The organism is Acinetobacter sp. ANC 4204 (assembly GCF_002135205.1).
Classification (GTDB): Bacteria; Pseudomonadota; Gammaproteobacteria; order Pseudomonadales; family Moraxellaceae; genus Acinetobacter.
The window spans coordinates 34,584-50,297 of record NZ_NEFZ01000003.1 but is presented as its reverse complement, the minus strand read 5'-3'; the positions used below and the strand labels follow the sequence as shown (position 1 = coordinate 50,297).

The window sequence follows — 15,714 nt, the reverse complement described above, 5'->3', positions numbered from 1 at the left end:
TAGGTGATTCCTCATGTCTCGTGTGGCTAAAGCCCCAGTAACTGTACCTAACGGTGTAACAGTTACTCAGAACGGCCGGCAGGTCGAAGTGAAAGGTAGCAAAGGTACTTTGTCTTTCACCCTGCATGCGCTGGTCGAGCTTAAACAGGAAGACGGTATTCTAGCGATTGCTCCAAAAGCTGAGTCGAAAGACGCTTGGATGCAAGCTGGTACTGCTCGCGCTGTGCTTAACAACCTTGTAAAAGGTGTGAGCGAAGGCTTCGAACGTAAGTTACAACTTATCGGTGTTGGTTATAAAGCTGCGGTTAAAGGTAACATTGTTAACCTTAACCTTGGTTTCTCTCACCCGATCGACTATACGCTTCCTGAAGGTGTAACTGCTGAAACTCCTACAGCAACTGAAATTATTCTTAAATCTGCTGATAAAGCACGTTTAGGTCAAGTTGCTGCAGATATCCGTGGTTACCGTCCACCAGAGCCTTATAAAGGTAAAGGTGTTCGTTATTCTGACGAAGTTGTACTTCGTAAAGAAGCTAAGAAGAAATAAGGCGCGAGGTTCTTATGAACGAAAAGAAACAATCCCGTTTGCGTCGTGCGAAAAGCACACGCTTGCACATTCGTGCATTGGGTGCGACTCGTTTGTGTGTAAACCGCACTCCGCGTCACATCTATGCTCAAGTTATCTCAGCAGATGGTGGCAAAGTTTTAGCGCAAGCTTCAACTTTAGATGCTACTTTACGTGCTGGTACAACTGGTAACGTTGAAGCAGCTACTAAAGTAGGTGCTTTAATCGCAGAACGCGCTAAAGCAGCTGGTGTTACTAAAGTTGCATTTGACCGTTCTGGTTTCAAATATCATGGTCGTATCAAAGCCTTGGCTGATGCTGCTCGTGAAAACGGCTTGGAGTTCTAATCATGGCTAAAGTTGAACAAAACGAAGGTCTTGTTGAAAAGCTGGTTGCCGTTGATCGTGTAGCCAAAGTTGTTAAGGGTGGTCGTATCTTCTCTTTCACAGCACTAACTGTGGTAGGTGATGGTAATGGTCGTGTAGGTTTTGGTCGTGGTAAAGCACGTGAAGTTCCAGCTGCTATTTCTAAAGCACTTGAAGCTGCTCGTCGCAACATGATTACTGTTGACCTTGTTAACGGTACTGTACAACACCCTATTAACGCGCGTCACGGTGCAAGCCGTGTTTACATGCAGCCTGCTTCTGAAGGTACTGGTGTAATCGCTGGTGGTGCTATGCGTGCAGTTCTAGAAGCTGTTGGCGTACGTAACGTATTAACAAAATGTTATGGTTCTACTAACGCTGCGAACGTAGTAAACGCGACTTTTAATGGTCTGCGTGATATGACTTCTCCTGAGAAGGTTGCTGCGAAACGTGGTCTTACAGTAGAACAAATTCAAGGGTAATCAATCATGAAAACGATTAAAGTTACCCAGACTAAATCTTCATCGCATCGCTTGAAAAATCACAAGCTTAGCCTTAAAGGTTTAGGTCTGCGTCGTATTGGTCATACTGTAGAAGTGCAAGATACGCCTTCTAACCGTGGTATGATCAACCAAGTCTACTATATGGTTAGTGTAGAGGAATAAGCCATGACTCTGCGTTTAAATGAGCTTGCACCTGCTGAAGGTGCAAAACGTGAAAATCGTCGTCTAGGCCGTGGTATCGGTTCTGGCGTTGGTAAGACTGGTGGCCGTGGTGTCAAAGGTCAAAATTCACGTAAGAGCGGTGGTACTCGTCCGGGCTTTGAAGGTGGTCAAACTGCGTTATATCGTCGTTTACCTAAATTCGGTTTCACTAGCCAAATCGCTTTAAAAACTGCTGAAGTACGTTTATCTGAGCTTACTAAAGTTGAAGGCGACATCGTTAGCCTAGAAACTTTAAAAGCTGCAAACGTTGTACGTAAAGATATGTTACGTGCTCGTATCGTACTTTCTGGTGAAATTACTCGTGCATTCACTGTTCAAGGTGTTGCTGTGACTAAAGGCGCTAAAGCTGCTGTTGAAGCTGCTGGCGGTAAAGTCGAGGAGTAATCGCTAGTGTCTATGTCTCCTAGTTCTTCAGGTCATGTCAATATGATGAAAGGCCAGCCATTTCATGTGAAATACCGTGAAATTATACGCCGTATGATGTTTCTCATCGGTGCATTATTGGTTTTTCGACTAGGAGCACATATTCCAGTACCAGGCATTAATAATGCCGCACTTGAAAATCTTTTTAATGCAAACCAAGGCACGATCCTTGGTTTGTTTAACATGTTTTCAGGTGGTGCATTAGAGCGTATGTCCATTCTTGCTCTTGGGATCATGCCGTACATTTCTGCATCGATTATCGTGCAGTTAATGTCTACAGTTATTCCTTCGCTGGAAGCTTTAAAAAAAGAAGGCGAACAAGGCAAGCGTAAGATTAATCAGTATACGCGACAAGGTACATTGTTCCTTGCACTTGTGCAGGCAATTGGGATGTGTGCTGGTCTGATCAGTCAAGGCATTACCTTAACTGCAGGTCTGGCTTTCTACGTACCAGCTGTAACCTCTTTGGTTGCAGGTACAATGTTCTTGATGTGGTTGGGTGAGCAAATTACCGAACGTGGGGTGGGGAATGGTATTTCCATGATCATCTTCGCCGGTATTGTTGCAGGATTGCCGAATTTGATTCTGCAATCACTATCATCAGTAGATAATGGTCAAACCAGTCTAATTGGCTTGGTTATTTTTGGTGTGTTATCTCTGGCTGTATTAGCTGCAATTGTGTTTATTGAGAAGGCGCAACGTCGTATTCCAGTAAACTATGCTCAAAAACAACAAGGACGTCGTGTGTTTACTGCACAACAGTCGCATTTGCCATTAAAAATTAATATGGCGGGTGTGATCCCGGCGATTTTCGCAAGTTCATTGCTTTTGTTCCCTGCGAGCTTAGGGCAATGGGTGGGTAGTGCAGATCCGAATGCGGGTATTATCAAACGTAGTTTGCAAGATTTGGCATTGGTGCTTTCGCCTGGTCAGCCGTTGTATTTGGTGCTCTTTGGTGCGTTAATTATCTTTTTCTGTTACTTTTATACAGCGCTTGTATTTAGCCCGAAAGAAGTATCGGAAAACTTGAAACGCAGCGGGGCTTATGTACCTGGTATTCGTCCAGGTGAGCAAACTGCTCGTTACTTAGATCATATTCTTAACCGTTTGACATTTATTGGTGCGATTTATATCACCATCATTTGCTTAATGCCGATGATTTTACAAAGCTCATTTGGTATTCCATTTTCTTTAGGTGGAACATCTTTGCTGATTGTTGTGGTGGTAGTGATGGACTTTATGGCTCAGCTGCAAGCACATCTCACCTCGCATCAGTACGATAATCAAACGTTAATGAGAAAAACGACTGCTCATCCTAAGGGATAAGCGCACTTGAGGTTTCATCATGAAAGTACAAGCTTCTGTAAAGAAAATTTGTGGTAGCTGTAAAGTTATCCGTCGTAATGGGGTTATTCGCGTAATTTGTAGCGCAGAACCTCGTCATAAGCAGCGTCAAGGTTAATCTGATCAAGACCTGTTGATTTCAGTAGGCTAATTAGGTTATTATCCGCCCCTCAAGATTTTTGTGGGGCGGTTGATTGTCTTAACTGCCTTTTTGGAGAAAATTGAATGGCTCGTATTGCCGGTGTAAACATTCCGGATAACAAGCATGCTGTTATCTCTCTAACGTACATCTTTGGTATTGGTCGCCACACTGCTAAGAACATCTTAGCTGCTGCAGGCATCGCTACTACTACTAAGATCCGTGAATTAGATGACGCTCAGCTTGATGCGATTCGTGCAGAAGTTGCTAAGGTTCCAACCGAAGGTGATTTACGTCGCGAAATTTCCATGAACATTAAACGTTTAATGGATTTAGGCTGCTACCGCGGTCTTCGTCATCGTCGCAGCTTGCCTGTCCGTGGTCAACGCACCAAAACTAACGCACGTACCCGTAAAGGTCCGCGCAAACCTATTAAGAAATAAGATTTCTGGAAGCTAAAAGATGGCTAAAGATACTCGCGCACGCAAGAAGGTCACTCGTACCGTCTCTGAAGGTGTTGCACACATTCACGCTTCTTTTAATAACACCATTGTGACTATTACCGATCGTCAAGGTAATGCACTGGCTTGGGCTACTTCTGGTGGACAAGGCTTCCGTGGATCACGTAAATCAACTCCGTTTGCTGCTCAGGTAGCTGCTGAAGTTGCTGGTAAAGCTGCTTTAGATTACGGTTTGAAAAACTTGGACGTCCTTGTAAAAGGTCCTGGTCCTGGTCGTGAGTCTGCGGTTCGTGCTTTAGGTGCAGTGGGTTATAAAATTAACAGCATTACCGATGTGACGCCAATCCCGCACAACGGTTGCCGTCCACCTAAAAAACGTCGCGTGTAAGGAGAAACATTCATGGCTCGTTATATTGGTCCAAAATGCAAACTCTCTCGCCGCGAAGGGACAGACCTGCAATTAAAATCTGGCGTTAAACCATTTGACGTCAAAACTAAAAAAGCTGCTAAAGCTCCTGGCCAACATGGCGGAGCTCGTGGTGGTAAACAATCTGAGTATTCACTACAATTACGTGAAAAACAAAAAGTACGTCGTATGTACGGTGTTTTAGAGCGTCAATTTAGTAATTACTATAAAGAAGCTGCTCGTGTTAAAGGCGCAACAGGTGAAAACTTGTTGAAATTGCTTGAAAGCCGTCTTGATAACGTCGTTTATCGCATGGGTTTTGGTTCTACACGCGCAGAAGCTCGTCAGTTAGTATCTCACCGCTCAATCACTTTGAATGGCCGTCGTGTTAACATCGCGTCAATCCAAGTTAAAGCTGGTGATGTAATTGCTGTACATGAAGGTGCTAAACAACAATTGCGTATCAAAAACGCAGTTGAATTAGCTGCACAACGTGGTATCCCTGCTTGGATGGAAATTGACCATTCTAAGTTGGAAGGTACGTTCAAAGCTGCACCAGATCGTTCAGATTTACCTGCTGAAATCAACGAAAGCTTGATTGTAGAATTGTATTCTAAATAATCCTTGAGGTAGCAATAATGACGCGTACTGCAAATGAGTTTCTAACTCCGCAAGCGATCAAGGTCGAAGCGGTTAGCGGGACCTCGGCAAAAGTTATTCTAGAACCCTTAGAGCGTGGCTTTGGTCATACTCTGGGCAATGCTTTACGTCGCATCCTTCTTTCTTCTTTGCCTGGCGCTGCTGTGGTTGAAGTTGAGATTGAAGGTGTCGAGCACGAGTACAGTACTTTGGAAGGCTTGCAGCAGGACATCGTCGAGCTCTTGCTGAACCTAAAAGGATTGTCTATTAAGCTGTTCGATCAAAATGAAGCTTATTTGACATTAGAGAAACAAGGTCCTGGCGACGTAACTGCCGCTGACCTTCGTTTACCTCATAATGTTGAAGTGGTTAACCCTGAACATTTGATCGGTACTTTAAGTGCTTCAGGCTCATTAAAAATGCGCTTGAAAGTTTCTCAAGGTCGTGGTTATGAAACTTCTGACTCGCGTTTCCCGGAAGGCGAAACTCGCCCTGTAGGTCGCTTACAGTTAGATGCTTCTTATAGCCCAATCAAACGTGTGTCTTACACAGTGGAAAACGCTCGTGTAGAACAACGTACAGACCTTGATAAATTGGTCATTGATCTTGAGACCAATGGTACAGTTGATCCAGAAGAAGCGATCCGCAAAGCGGCAACAATCTTGCAACAACAAATTGCAATTTTTGTTGATCTTCAGAAAGATCAAGCTCCTGTTGCTCAAGAACCTCGTGAAGAAGTTGATCCAATTTTGCTTCGTCCAGTAGATGATCTAGAGCTTACTGTTCGTTCTGCTAACTGTTTGAAAGCAGAAAACATTTACTACATTGGTGATCTAGTACAGCGCACTGAGGTTGAGTTACTTAAAACTCCTAACCTTGGTAAAAAATCGCTTACTGAGATCAAAGATGTTCTGGCTTCAAAAGGCTTACAACTCGGCATGCGTTTAGAGAACTGGCCACCAGCTAGTCTCCGTATGGACGATCGTTTCGCCTATCGTAGCCGTTAATTAAGTAGGACTATCACCATGCGTCATCGTAATAGTGGTGTGAAATTAGGCCGTACCAGCAGCCATCGTAAAGCGATGTTTCAAAACATGGCTAACTCTTTGTTTGAGCACGAGTTGATCAAAACAACTGTGCCTAAAGCAAAAGAGTTACGTCGTGTAGCTGAGCCTTTAATCACTTTAGCTAAAAACGATACTGTTGCAAACCGTCGCTTAGCGTTTGCTCGTACTCGTTCAGCAGCAACTGTTGGTAAATTATTTACCGTTCTTGGCCCTCGTTACAAAGAACGTAACGGCGGTTATCTACGTGTTCTTAAAGCGGGCTTCCGTGCAGGTGATGCTGCGCCGATGGCTTACGTTGAACTAGTAGATCGCGAAGTTAAATAATTTCGTAGAACTATTCAGTTGTTCTTAAAAAAAGACCGGTGTTTCACCGGTCTTTTTTATGTCTTATTGTTTAACAATTTTTTTATTTTGACCCGTATTGACATATTTTGTGGGAAATATGCTTAAACTTGACATTGTGTATTGTCAGCTTTGTGGTTTAATAAGAACAGAATATAAGACAGGATAAAAACAACATGGATAAGCACGTCGATTTACTGATTGTAGGTGCTGGTATTTCTGGTATTGGTCTTGCCGCACATTTAACCAAGCATTGCCCACAACGTTCTTTTGAGATTATTGAACGTCGCGATAGCTTTGGTGGTACTTGGGATCTATTTAAGTACCCCGGAATTCGTTCTGATTCTGATATGTCGACCTTTGGTTTTAATTTTAAACCATGGCAGCAGGCGAGTGTACTGGCTGATGGTTCGTCGATTAAAGGCTATTTATCCGAAGTGATAGATGAACAAAAGCTCAAAGAAAAAATTCATTTTAAGCATCGTGTTTTAAGCGCCAATTATGATTCTGCACTAAAGAAATGGCAGGTGGTGATTGAGAATGCGAAAGGTAAAAAAGAGAACTGGATTGCAAACTTTGTGTTTGGTTGCACAGGCTATTATAACTATGATCATGGTTTCCAACCTGAGTTTCCAAATCAACAAGCATTCAAAGGGCAGTTTATTCATCCACAGTTATGGCCTGAAAACTTAGATTATCGCGGCAAAAAAGTAGTGATCATCGGTAGTGGCGCAACAGCAATTACGCTAGTACCTGCGATGGCCAAGGGTGGGGCTAGTCATGTGACCATGTTACAGCGTTCGCCAACCTATATTGCTTCAGTGCCATCTATTGATTTTGTATATGACAAAATGCGTAAAGTGTTACCTGAAGATGTAGCGTATAAACTGACTCGTGCGCGTAACATTGGGATGCAACGTGGAATTTATGCACTCGCGCAGAAACAACCGAAACTGCTACGCCGACTGCTGTTACAGTCGATTAAGATGCAGCTCAAAGGTAAAGTGGATATGAAACATTTTACCCCTGACTATAATCCGTGGGATCAGCGCTTATGTGTGGTGCCAGACGGTGATTTATTTAAAATTCTTCGTTCAGGTCAAGCCAGTGTTGAAACAGATCAGATTGAGCGCTTTACTGAAACGGGTATTCAATTAAAGTCTGGTCAGCATTTAGAGGCGGATATTGTTGTCTCAGCGACAGGTTTAGAAATTCAAATCTTGGGCGGCATTCAAGCAACGATTGATGGCGAACCTTTAGACACATCTAAACATATGTTGTATCAAGGCGTGATGGTCAGTGATGTGCCGAATATGGCGATGATTATTGGTTATATCAATGCCTCTTGGACTTTAAAGGTGGATATTGCCGCAGAATACATTTGTCGTTTACTCAACTATATGGATCAAAAACAATGGACTGAAGTGATTCCTCAAGGGGATGCGACTGAGCTAATGCAAGATACGGTGATGGGAAGTTTAAGTTCTGGTTATATCGCACGTGCAGCAGGTGTTATGCCAAAACAAGGCAAGCATGCACCTTGGAAAGTGTCGAATAACTATTTAGCTGATCGTAAAGCATTAAAGAATGCTTCTTTTGAGGATGGTATACTGAAATTTGCTAAACGTGAGCTAGCATTGGATCAGAAACCCAAACTAGTGTCCTAACTTGCAAAACGACATAGATATGAAAGGAGCTTAGGCTCCTTTTTTAATGACTTGAGCAGTTCTCTTTTGGGGCTTTCTTTCAGGTTTGAACTATTAGATGATTTTGAACACTGAGAAAACAAAGAATAGGAAATGCGTTGAAAATCTTAGAAGAAGTCCATCAAATTCAATATACAGAATATAGGATTCACGCCAAAAAGTGGCAAACTGATTCGGGCGATCTATCTTTGGCACCCATAATTTTAATGCATGATTCATTAGGCTCAGTGAGCTTATGGCGAGATTTTCCTGCACAGCTGGCTCAGGCAACAGGCCGTGTGATTTATGCTTATGATCGACTGGGTTTTGGTTTATCCGATGCTCATCCGACTTCACTGGCATATAGTTTTGTATCCACGGAAGCCACACAGTGCTTTAAAGCAGTTTTGGATTATTTCTCGATACAGGATTTTATTATCCTTGGGCACAGTGTCGGAGGTGGGATGTCGATTGCGATTGCAGCAATTTATGCAGAATGTTGCCACGCCTTAATTACTATCTCTGCACAGTATACCGTTGAAGAGCTGACTCTAGCAGGCATTCGAGAGGCAAAACTAGGCTTTCAACAAGCAGGGCAAATAGAGCGTTTAGCCAAATACCACCCGAACAAAGCACAGTGGGTGCTTGATGCATGGACTGAAACATGGTTGGCCCCCGCTTTTCAGGATTGGAGTCTGGCTGAGATAATAGGCGGTGTCTGTTGTCCGACGTTGGTTATTCATGGTGAACTAGATGAATATGCAACCACGGCACAACCACAACAAATTTTTTCAGGGGTCACAGGACAAGCCGAATTACAAATTTTAGAGGGACTGCATCATATGCCGCATAAAGAGCAACCCGATTTGGTGGTTGCGTTGATTGCGGACTTTCTTGAAGCAAATATATAAATGCAATAGCCCATCTAGAGATGGGCTATTTGAGTTAAAGAGAACGTGAGATGAGTTCTTTCATGATTTCATTGGTGCCTGCGTAAATACGATTGGCGCGATTATCTAAATAGGCACGTGCAATTGGATATTCCAACATATAGCCATAGCCGCCATGTAGTTGCAGACATTCATCCACAACTTTAGAAAACATCTCTGAAATTTTATATTTAGCTGCTGCTGCTGCGTCAACCCCCAAATTATCTTCGAGTTGTAATTGCATACAACGATCCAGATAAGCCCGGCAAAAGTCAATTTCTGTACGCAACTCTGCCAGTTTAAAGCGGGTATTTTGAAAGCTAGAGATACTTTTTCCAAAGGCTTTACGCTCTTTGGTGTACTGAACAGTATGTGCCAGTGCTGCTTCTGCACCCGCTTGGCAAATAATCGCCACTAGCATACGCTCCCAAGCCAATTCCTTCATTAACATCATAAAGCCCATGCCTTCCAAACCGAGCAGGTTCTCTTTAGGGACTCGGACATGATCAAAAAATAATTCGCAGGTGTCTTGTCCTTTCATTCCAATTTTATTGAGAGGTTTGCCTTTACTGAAACCTACACGATCAGCTTCAACGATGATTAATGAGAGATTAGCTGAACCTTTCTCACTGTCACCCGTCTTACAGACCACAATCGCCATATCGCAGAGATAGCCATTGGTAATGAAGATTTTAGAGCCATTGATAATATAGTCATCTCCCTCTAAAACAGCCGTTGTTCGTACCGCTTGTAAGTCTGAGCCTGTGCCAGGTTCAGTCATCGCGATGGCTGTGACGGTTTCACCCGAAGCCATCCGCGTTAACCAATAGTGTTTTTGTGCTTCACTGCCAAAGTTATTGATATAGTTCGCGACAATGTCAGAGTGTAGTGAAAACCCTGTCGAGGAATCCATGGCATAGGCTTGTTCTTCAATCAAAATCATACTGTATAAACGGTCTACACCCGAACCACCATAAGCTTCAGGCATGGTGGCACACAGTAGTCCCATGGCGCCTGCTTTATTCCATAGCTCACGATCGACATGTTGTTGTTGTTCATATTTTTCAATATTGGGAACAACTTCTTTGGCATAAAACTTTCGCACAGTTTCTCGAAATGCCTCATGTTCAGCATTAAATAAATTACGCGGCAGCATATTGGTTAACGGGCGAATCGCGCCTGATTGCATGGAAGCTCATCCTGATGTTGTTATTTTGCTAGAAGATTAGTGAAAAGCAGGACATGCGACAATGGACTGAATGCTCAAATGCGGTTGATTTTTTGATGGGTTTTGCCAGTTGAAAAAATTGCGACATTTAACTAGTGGCGAGGGAGGTGTGATCGGTTAAACTAAGCCGTTGTAATTCATCTGGGGAATGTAATGACTGAAGAAATGAGCTTGGAAGAGCGTAAAGTAATCTACCGTGCACGTCGTGGTTTAAAAGAAATTGATGTGTACTTTGATCCTTATGTGAAAAATTATTATCTTCAGGCGGATCCTGCGGAAAAGGCCATGTTTGCAGCATTGGTTGAACAAGAAGACCCAGATTTATTGGACTGGTTCATGGAAGTGTCTGAACCACCGTACCCTGAAATGAAAACCTTGATTCAAAAGTTAAAGCATTATGTACATGGATAAGTGTAATGGATAATCGTCATTTTCAACTGAAACCTAGCCGTTTGGCTTATGTATTTCAGTTGTCAATTTATGCCATTTTAATGTTTGTACTCTATCAGCTATTGCCTTTGTGGTTATGGCTGATTGCTTTGGTCGCAGGTTTTATCTTATATCTGTTTTTTCTACGAGGGCCGCAACACTTTCAATTACAGTATTTGGATGGTCGAGATTGGTCCTTGTCGCATAAAACGCAAAGCGATGTGCAGCGTGTGCAGATCAGTCATATTATCGACCATCGTGCGTATATCGTGATCTATTTTCAACATTTCCGTGCCAAACCGATGTTGGTCTGGTGTGATCAGTTATCCTTGAGACAGTGGAAAGCGTTGAAAATACTCACCAAAATGCAGTAATTGTTGGACAATATTAGCTTTTATACTCTAACCAAACTATTGAAAAATAATAAATATAAACTGATTTCATCTCTCTTTGTCTGACAGTTCGGAACAAATTTAACGCTATTTTCAAATTGTCAGACAACATTCTTATAGTTTGTTGTTCTTAAAATGTACATTCAAATCACCAACAGCAAACAAGGATAATCTTATGATGATTCCAACTTGGATGTTTCTAGTAGTAGCAATTGTGTTAGCGATTGTTATAGGACGAGTAGGAACTGTGCTGAAGGAACGATTTGCACCAAACAAAGCCTAGCTAGGCTTCTCAGTTCATAAGTAGCATGTGCCGAACCGTCGCTATGCTACTTTTTTTTGCCTGAAAAAAAATATGGGTGTCATTTAAGTCAATTTTCCGCTTTTTATTTCATGGCAGAGTAGTAGTCGGATTTAGAGTAAATACTCTTTTCTTCGGAAATTGCTTCTGCTATGTTTGTCAGCACGGACGCATACAATTATACAAATAGAGGACAGGAAAATGTCGCAAGTCCAAAAAATAGGCCAAGGTATGGCTGTTGTAGCGATTACAAGTTTATTATTTTCGGGTTGTTCACAAGTGGTTAAAACAGGTGCTAATGTTGCACTTGGGTTTAGTGAAAAACATATTGTTCCGCCTATATTGGCTATGGAAGATGCAGAGATGGTCTGCAATTCAGGCAATGCTTTGACGCCTGCGATTATGTCGACCAAAGATATGGGCGCAGACCCAACACGTATTGCGGTTTTACTCTATTCGGCTTCAGGCATTTGTGCGGAGAATCAGGCGCTAGAGTCTGAGCTTCGTTATTTACGTGCCTCTAAAGCAGGTAATGTTTCTGAAGCACAGGATGCGCGTATTGAACAAAAACGTTGGGCTGCTATTGCTGCACAGCGTCAATATACAGGCTATCAATTGTTCCAAAACCGTTGGGAAAAAAAGTATAAAAAGCCACTGGGCGAAGGTTGCCCAAAAATGAACAGCGATTTAGATCAAACTGTATATATGCTGGGGATGTTGAGCGGTCTACAAGCGATGACCAATGATATTAACTCAGGTGGTGCAGTCAATGTTCCTAAAGACATTGCGGCTATTGTCGAGCGTGGCATGGTGTGTCTAGACAATGAAAAGTTTTGGGGTGCACCGAATGCAACACGTGCGGTGATTTGGACCTTGTTACCAGGTGCGGGTGAAGGTAAGCCTGATCCATATCAGACTTTAAAACAATCTATGCAAATCGGCGAGCAAAAAGGGGTGCGTTTAGCCCATGCGATGTATGCTATTGCAGCGCAAGCCAGTGGTGATGATGCGAAAATTCGTGATGCCTTGAAAAGTTATGCGGCTTCACATAGTGATGAAAAACAGACTAATCCACAGTTTAAGCTGATTGATAGTATGGCTTCGAGTATGGTACAAGGCATTTCTGATCGTTATTGGACTGAACATACAGGGACACGAACAGGTGATGGTGGTATGGCGCATTTCTGGGATGAAAAAGAAGATCGTTCAGAGTTGGATGAACTGTTTAATGAAAGTTAACCAATTTTAAACTGAGCCATGTAGTCAAAAAAATAACAATAAATAAATGAGTCACAGCATAAGGGCATGCGATGCAAGATCAATTTCTATATAGAAAAATCATTTTGATTGCGTTCGTCGTATCAATTTCGGCATGCCTACAGATTTTTAAAGATCAATTTATTTATTGGCGTGTGGATATTTTTCCTGAAGTTTGGCGTTTGTGGACTGCGCACTGGGTGCATGTGGGATGGATTCATTTTGCCCTTAATATGTTGGCATTTATGTGTCTGCCTTTTATTTTCCCACGCGTGCGTGTCTGGCATTTTGTGGCGTTATTGCTGATTTTACCGCCATTAATTAGTCTCAGTTTTTATTATTTTTTGGCGGATATTGAAGCCTATGCTGGGCTGTCAGGTGTATTGCATGGGATGTTCACTGCGATTGCCATCGTCCATTTGCTTTACCGTAAAGAGCGGATGTTTGCGAGTTTGGTGTTGTTTCTCATTTTAGGCAAACTGATTTGGGAAAATACCCTTGGGGCGAGTGCTACGGCTGAACTGATCGGGAGTCCAGTCTTAGTCGAAGCACATTTATTGGGTGTGATCTGGGGAATTGTGATTGCAGCTATGTATTTAATCGGGGTGAATCTATTTGATGAGTAATCTATTGACCTAAATTCTAAAAAGAAAATCCAGATTGTCATATTCAAAAATATAAATTTGATGCAAAGATAAACAAAACAAAAATCTAAAGGCATCGAGAAAGGACAAGCTCAAGCCGACAAAACGACAGGTTCTACAGCGTATTACGCCGAATAGAACTGCAAATAAAAATAGGAAACAACATGCAGAATCATGGACAGAGCAGATCAGGACTCGATCTGCTGAAGTATATATGGACGGAGTGGATTTCCACTTTCTTAATTCTGATTTTACTGTTACTTACGCTATTAATAGGTACAGGTGAAATGATTCATGGTCAGTTACTCCGTGTAGGTGAGCGTCTCTATGGTAGTGAAACGGCTGGAATGCAGTATTCTTTTTTAAGAGCTGAGCCTGTAAAGCCTGAGTGTAACCGCCATCCGAATATTGATTTACTAGTTCAGCAGCAAATGAAGTCTAATGCTGCCGATGAGTTTGCGGACATCTTTGGCACAGCTTCAGAAGCTGATGTACGTGCTTCTGTGATGGCTGGGCTACAACAGTGTGAGGAAAAGTATCAATTTTATGATAAAGCTACTCAATATTTGGACGAGCATCCAAGTATCCGAACTTATCGCACAATTGAAACCACCTTCTTCGGTATCTTTAAGTTTGGCTCTGAAAACCGTGTTTTAATTCTTTTGTTGATGGTATTGGTTGCAGCAATCACAGCTTCAGTCAAATATCACCATATTGGTTTACGTGCGCCGACAACTAAACTTGATTTCCGTGTGTATTCAATCTTTATGGCATTGGGCAATGGCTTGTTGACGTATTCAGTCTATAGTCAGTTCCAATCTGTACTGAACTCTGGAGTTGAGTCCACTTTTGAAACGCTGACCGTATATTGGCTCTGGATTATTCTATTTTCCAGTGTGACTGTAATTAGTATTCTTCAATTTTTTAGAACGCCTGAGCCGAAACAAGCAGGTACGGGCAATATTGGCTTAGCATTTTTAAGTGTACCGCTTTATGCTTATATGGCTTTAGTGACAGGCATTGCGTTTACCTTCTTTATGGATTACCCAATGGGGCAAGGTATTTATCTTGGTCAGTTGGTTGAGTTCTCTGGTATTTTCCTCAATTTAGCATTGTTTATTTGGGCGGGGATGTTACTGACCCAAACGCGTGTTATGGATTTATTCCTAGGTATTTTACGTCCTTGGAATTTGGCTCCTGAAACATTAACGTGGTTGATTCTAATTGCAGCAGCTATCCCAACTGCTTATACGGGAGCATCAGGAATCTTCGTAGTTGCAGCAGGTGCTATTATTTATAAGGAAGTATGGAACTCTGGGTCAAGACGTCAGTTTGCGCTTGCCGTGTCTGCAATGTCAGGCTCTTTAGGGGTTGTGATTCGGCCTTGTTTACTCATTATTTTAATTTCGATGTTAGATAGTCGGCATGTCACGTCTGATGAATTATTTGATCACGGTATTTATGTATTCTGGCTCACGGCATTTGTATTTTTAGGGATCTCTCTATACCTGGCTGAAACACGTTTCCGAGTCAACTCTCCACGTGTTGCGATACCGGGTATGTTGCGTGCCTTTGTACCAGTGATTCCATATATTGTGATTACGCTAGTGGTGATTGCTTTTTATAAATATGGTCTAGATACGCAAATGGATGAATTCACAGCACCTGTGGTTCTGCCGATTATTTTGATTGCCTATATTATGTTTGACCGTTGGTGGAGTGATCGCTTTAATCCTACACCTATAGATGCACATAGTGTATTAGCCTTAGAGCATGAAAAACACTCAGAGTTTTTACGCGAGCATGGTGGTCAGACCAAGCGCCGCGGTTTTGGAGGTTCAATTTGGTTTGCATCATCAGAGACAGTGGGACATATTGGAGCCTTAATTATTCTAATGGCCTTATCTGCGAGTGTAGGAGGCTTGATTGAACGAACGGAAGTTGTTGAATTATTGCCAACTCATTTAGGTAATATTTACATTTCATTGGCATTTATTGCTTTATTGTTGGCAATCATTGGAATGACCACGGATCCATTTGGTGCAGTTATTTTAGTTGCTGCAACGATCGCTCCCGTCGCTTACGAAAATGGTATTCACCCAATCCATTTCTGGATGATTGTGTTGGTCGCATTTGAGCTGGGTTATGTCACACCACCAGTGGCATTGAACCATTTGCTAACTCGGCTTTCAGTTGGGGATGACGAAGTTCGTGCAGCCGATGCGGAAGCCAAAGAAATGTACACTTCGTTTTACTATCGTTATGAACGTTGGATTTTACCGATTTTAGTCTTATTTCCCTCTTTGTTGATTGTGACTTATGCACCTTATATCTTTAAGTTATTCGGTTGGTATCACTAAGATTTAAATAAAC

20 protein-coding genes are annotated in these 15,714 nt (G+C 42.3%); 19 read left to right on the top strand and 1 reads right to left on the bottom strand.

The features are described from left to right. Nucleotides 1-13: 13 nt before the first annotated feature. The 14 genes from rplF (at nt 14) to B9T36_RS07705 (ending at nt 9,072) form a co-directional block, all read left to right on the top strand. Complete coding sequence (gene rplF, locus B9T36_RS07770) at nt 14-547, top strand: 50S ribosomal protein L6 (RefSeq protein ID WP_086208949.1); 534 nt, start codon at nt 14-16, stop codon at nt 545-547. 14 nt (nt 548-561) lie between these two features. Continuing rightward, nucleotides 562-912 carry a 50S ribosomal protein L18 gene (rplR, locus tag B9T36_RS07765; RefSeq protein WP_004650473.1) on the top strand — a complete coding sequence of 117 codons (351 nt, stop codon included), beginning with the start codon at nt 562-564 and terminating at the stop codon, nt 910-912. A gap of 2 nt (nt 913-914) precedes the next feature. Further along, nucleotides 915-1,412, top strand: a complete 498-nt coding sequence (gene rpsE, locus B9T36_RS07760) for a 30S ribosomal protein S5 (RefSeq protein ID WP_004691304.1) — start codon at nt 915-917, stop codon at nt 1,410-1,412. Between the two features lie 6 nt (nt 1,413-1,418). Continuing rightward, the gene (gene rpmD, locus B9T36_RS07755; RefSeq protein ID WP_005012961.1) at nt 1,419-1,595 is read left to right on the top strand and encodes a 50S ribosomal protein L30; all 177 of its coding nucleotides are present in this window, start codon (nt 1,419-1,421) and stop codon (nt 1,593-1,595) included. A gap of 3 nt (nt 1,596-1,598) precedes the next feature. Continuing rightward, a complete protein-coding gene (gene rplO / locus B9T36_RS07750) occupies nt 1,599-2,039 on the top strand; it encodes a 50S ribosomal protein L15 (RefSeq protein WP_004691300.1) in 441 nt (146 codons plus the stop codon). Nucleotides 2,040-2,084: 45 nt separating this feature from the next. Further along, the gene (secY, locus tag B9T36_RS07745; RefSeq protein ID WP_171264445.1) at nt 2,085-3,404 is read left to right on the top strand and encodes a preprotein translocase subunit SecY; all 1,320 of its coding nucleotides are present in this window, start codon (nt 2,085-2,087) and stop codon (nt 3,402-3,404) included. A gap of 19 nt (nt 3,405-3,423) precedes the next feature. Next, a complete protein-coding gene (gene rpmJ / locus B9T36_RS07740) occupies nt 3,424-3,540 on the top strand; it encodes a 50S ribosomal protein L36 (RefSeq protein WP_000867907.1) in 117 nt (38 codons plus the stop codon). Between the two features lie 107 nt (nt 3,541-3,647). Further along, on the top strand, nt 3,648-4,004 hold the full coding sequence (gene rpsM, locus B9T36_RS07735; protein WP_005012957.1) for a 30S ribosomal protein S13: 357 nt from the start codon (nt 3,648-3,650) through the stop codon (nt 4,002-4,004). A 19-nt stretch (nt 4,005-4,023) separates the two neighbouring features. Next, entirely contained in the window at nt 4,024-4,410 is a 387-nt protein-coding gene (rpsK, locus tag B9T36_RS07730) for a 30S ribosomal protein S11 (protein WP_004281491.1), read from the top strand. Between the two features lie 12 nt (nt 4,411-4,422). Continuing rightward, nucleotides 4,423-5,049, top strand: a complete 627-nt coding sequence (rpsD, locus tag B9T36_RS07725) for a 30S ribosomal protein S4 (protein WP_086208947.1) — start codon at nt 4,423-4,425, stop codon at nt 5,047-5,049. Between the two features lie 17 nt (nt 5,050-5,066). Then, nucleotides 5,067-6,074 carry a DNA-directed RNA polymerase subunit alpha gene (locus tag B9T36_RS07720; protein WP_004691292.1) on the top strand — a complete coding sequence of 336 codons (1,008 nt, stop codon included), beginning with the start codon at nt 5,067-5,069 and terminating at the stop codon, nt 6,072-6,074. 18 nt (nt 6,075-6,092) lie between these two features. Then, nucleotides 6,093-6,458, top strand: a complete 366-nt coding sequence (gene rplQ, locus B9T36_RS07715; RefSeq protein ID WP_004691290.1) for a 50S ribosomal protein L17 — start codon at nt 6,093-6,095, stop codon at nt 6,456-6,458. A gap of 194 nt (nt 6,459-6,652) precedes the next feature. Next, nucleotides 6,653-8,143, top strand: coding sequence for a flavin-containing monooxygenase (locus B9T36_RS07710; protein WP_086208946.1), 1,491 nt, complete (start codon nt 6,653-6,655; stop codon nt 8,141-8,143). Between the two features lie 137 nt (nt 8,144-8,280). Continuing rightward, a complete protein-coding gene (locus B9T36_RS07705; protein WP_086208945.1) occupies nt 8,281-9,072 on the top strand; it encodes an alpha/beta fold hydrolase in 792 nt (263 codons plus the stop codon). Nucleotides 9,073-9,106: 34 nt separating this feature from the next. On the opposite strand, the gene B9T36_RS07700 is transcribed toward B9T36_RS07705, so the two are convergent. Further along, nucleotides 9,107-10,279 carry an acyl-CoA dehydrogenase family protein gene (locus tag B9T36_RS07700; RefSeq protein WP_086208944.1) on the bottom strand — a complete coding sequence of 391 codons (1,173 nt, stop codon included), beginning with the start codon at nt 10,277-10,279 and terminating at the stop codon, nt 9,107-9,109. Between the two features lie 192 nt (nt 10,280-10,471). On the opposite strand from B9T36_RS07700, the gene B9T36_RS07695 reads away from it, so the two are divergent. From B9T36_RS07695 to B9T36_RS07675, 5 genes are all read left to right on the top strand, one after another. Further along, the gene (locus B9T36_RS07695; RefSeq protein WP_086208943.1) at nt 10,472-10,729 is read left to right on the top strand and encodes a succinate dehydrogenase assembly factor 2; all 258 of its coding nucleotides are present in this window, start codon (nt 10,472-10,474) and stop codon (nt 10,727-10,729) included. Between the two features lie 5 nt (nt 10,730-10,734). Then, nucleotides 10,735-11,121 carry a protein YgfX gene (locus B9T36_RS07690; protein ID WP_086208942.1) on the top strand — a complete coding sequence of 129 codons (387 nt, stop codon included), beginning with the start codon at nt 10,735-10,737 and terminating at the stop codon, nt 11,119-11,121. Between the two features lie 520 nt (nt 11,122-11,641). After that, nucleotides 11,642-12,679 (top strand): hypothetical protein, encoded by a 1,038-nt coding sequence (locus B9T36_RS07685; protein WP_086208941.1) that lies wholly within the window; start codon nt 11,642-11,644, stop codon nt 12,677-12,679. A gap of 71 nt (nt 12,680-12,750) precedes the next feature. Continuing rightward, on the top strand, nt 12,751-13,323 hold the full coding sequence (gene rrtA, locus B9T36_RS07680) for a rhombosortase (RefSeq protein ID WP_086208940.1): 573 nt from the start codon (nt 12,751-12,753) through the stop codon (nt 13,321-13,323). Nucleotides 13,324-13,505: 182 nt separating this feature from the next. Further along, nucleotides 13,506-15,701, top strand: coding sequence for a TRAP transporter large permease subunit (locus B9T36_RS07675; protein WP_086208939.1), 2,196 nt, complete (start codon nt 13,506-13,508; stop codon nt 15,699-15,701). The last annotated feature ends 13 nt before the right edge of the window (nt 15,702-15,714 follow it).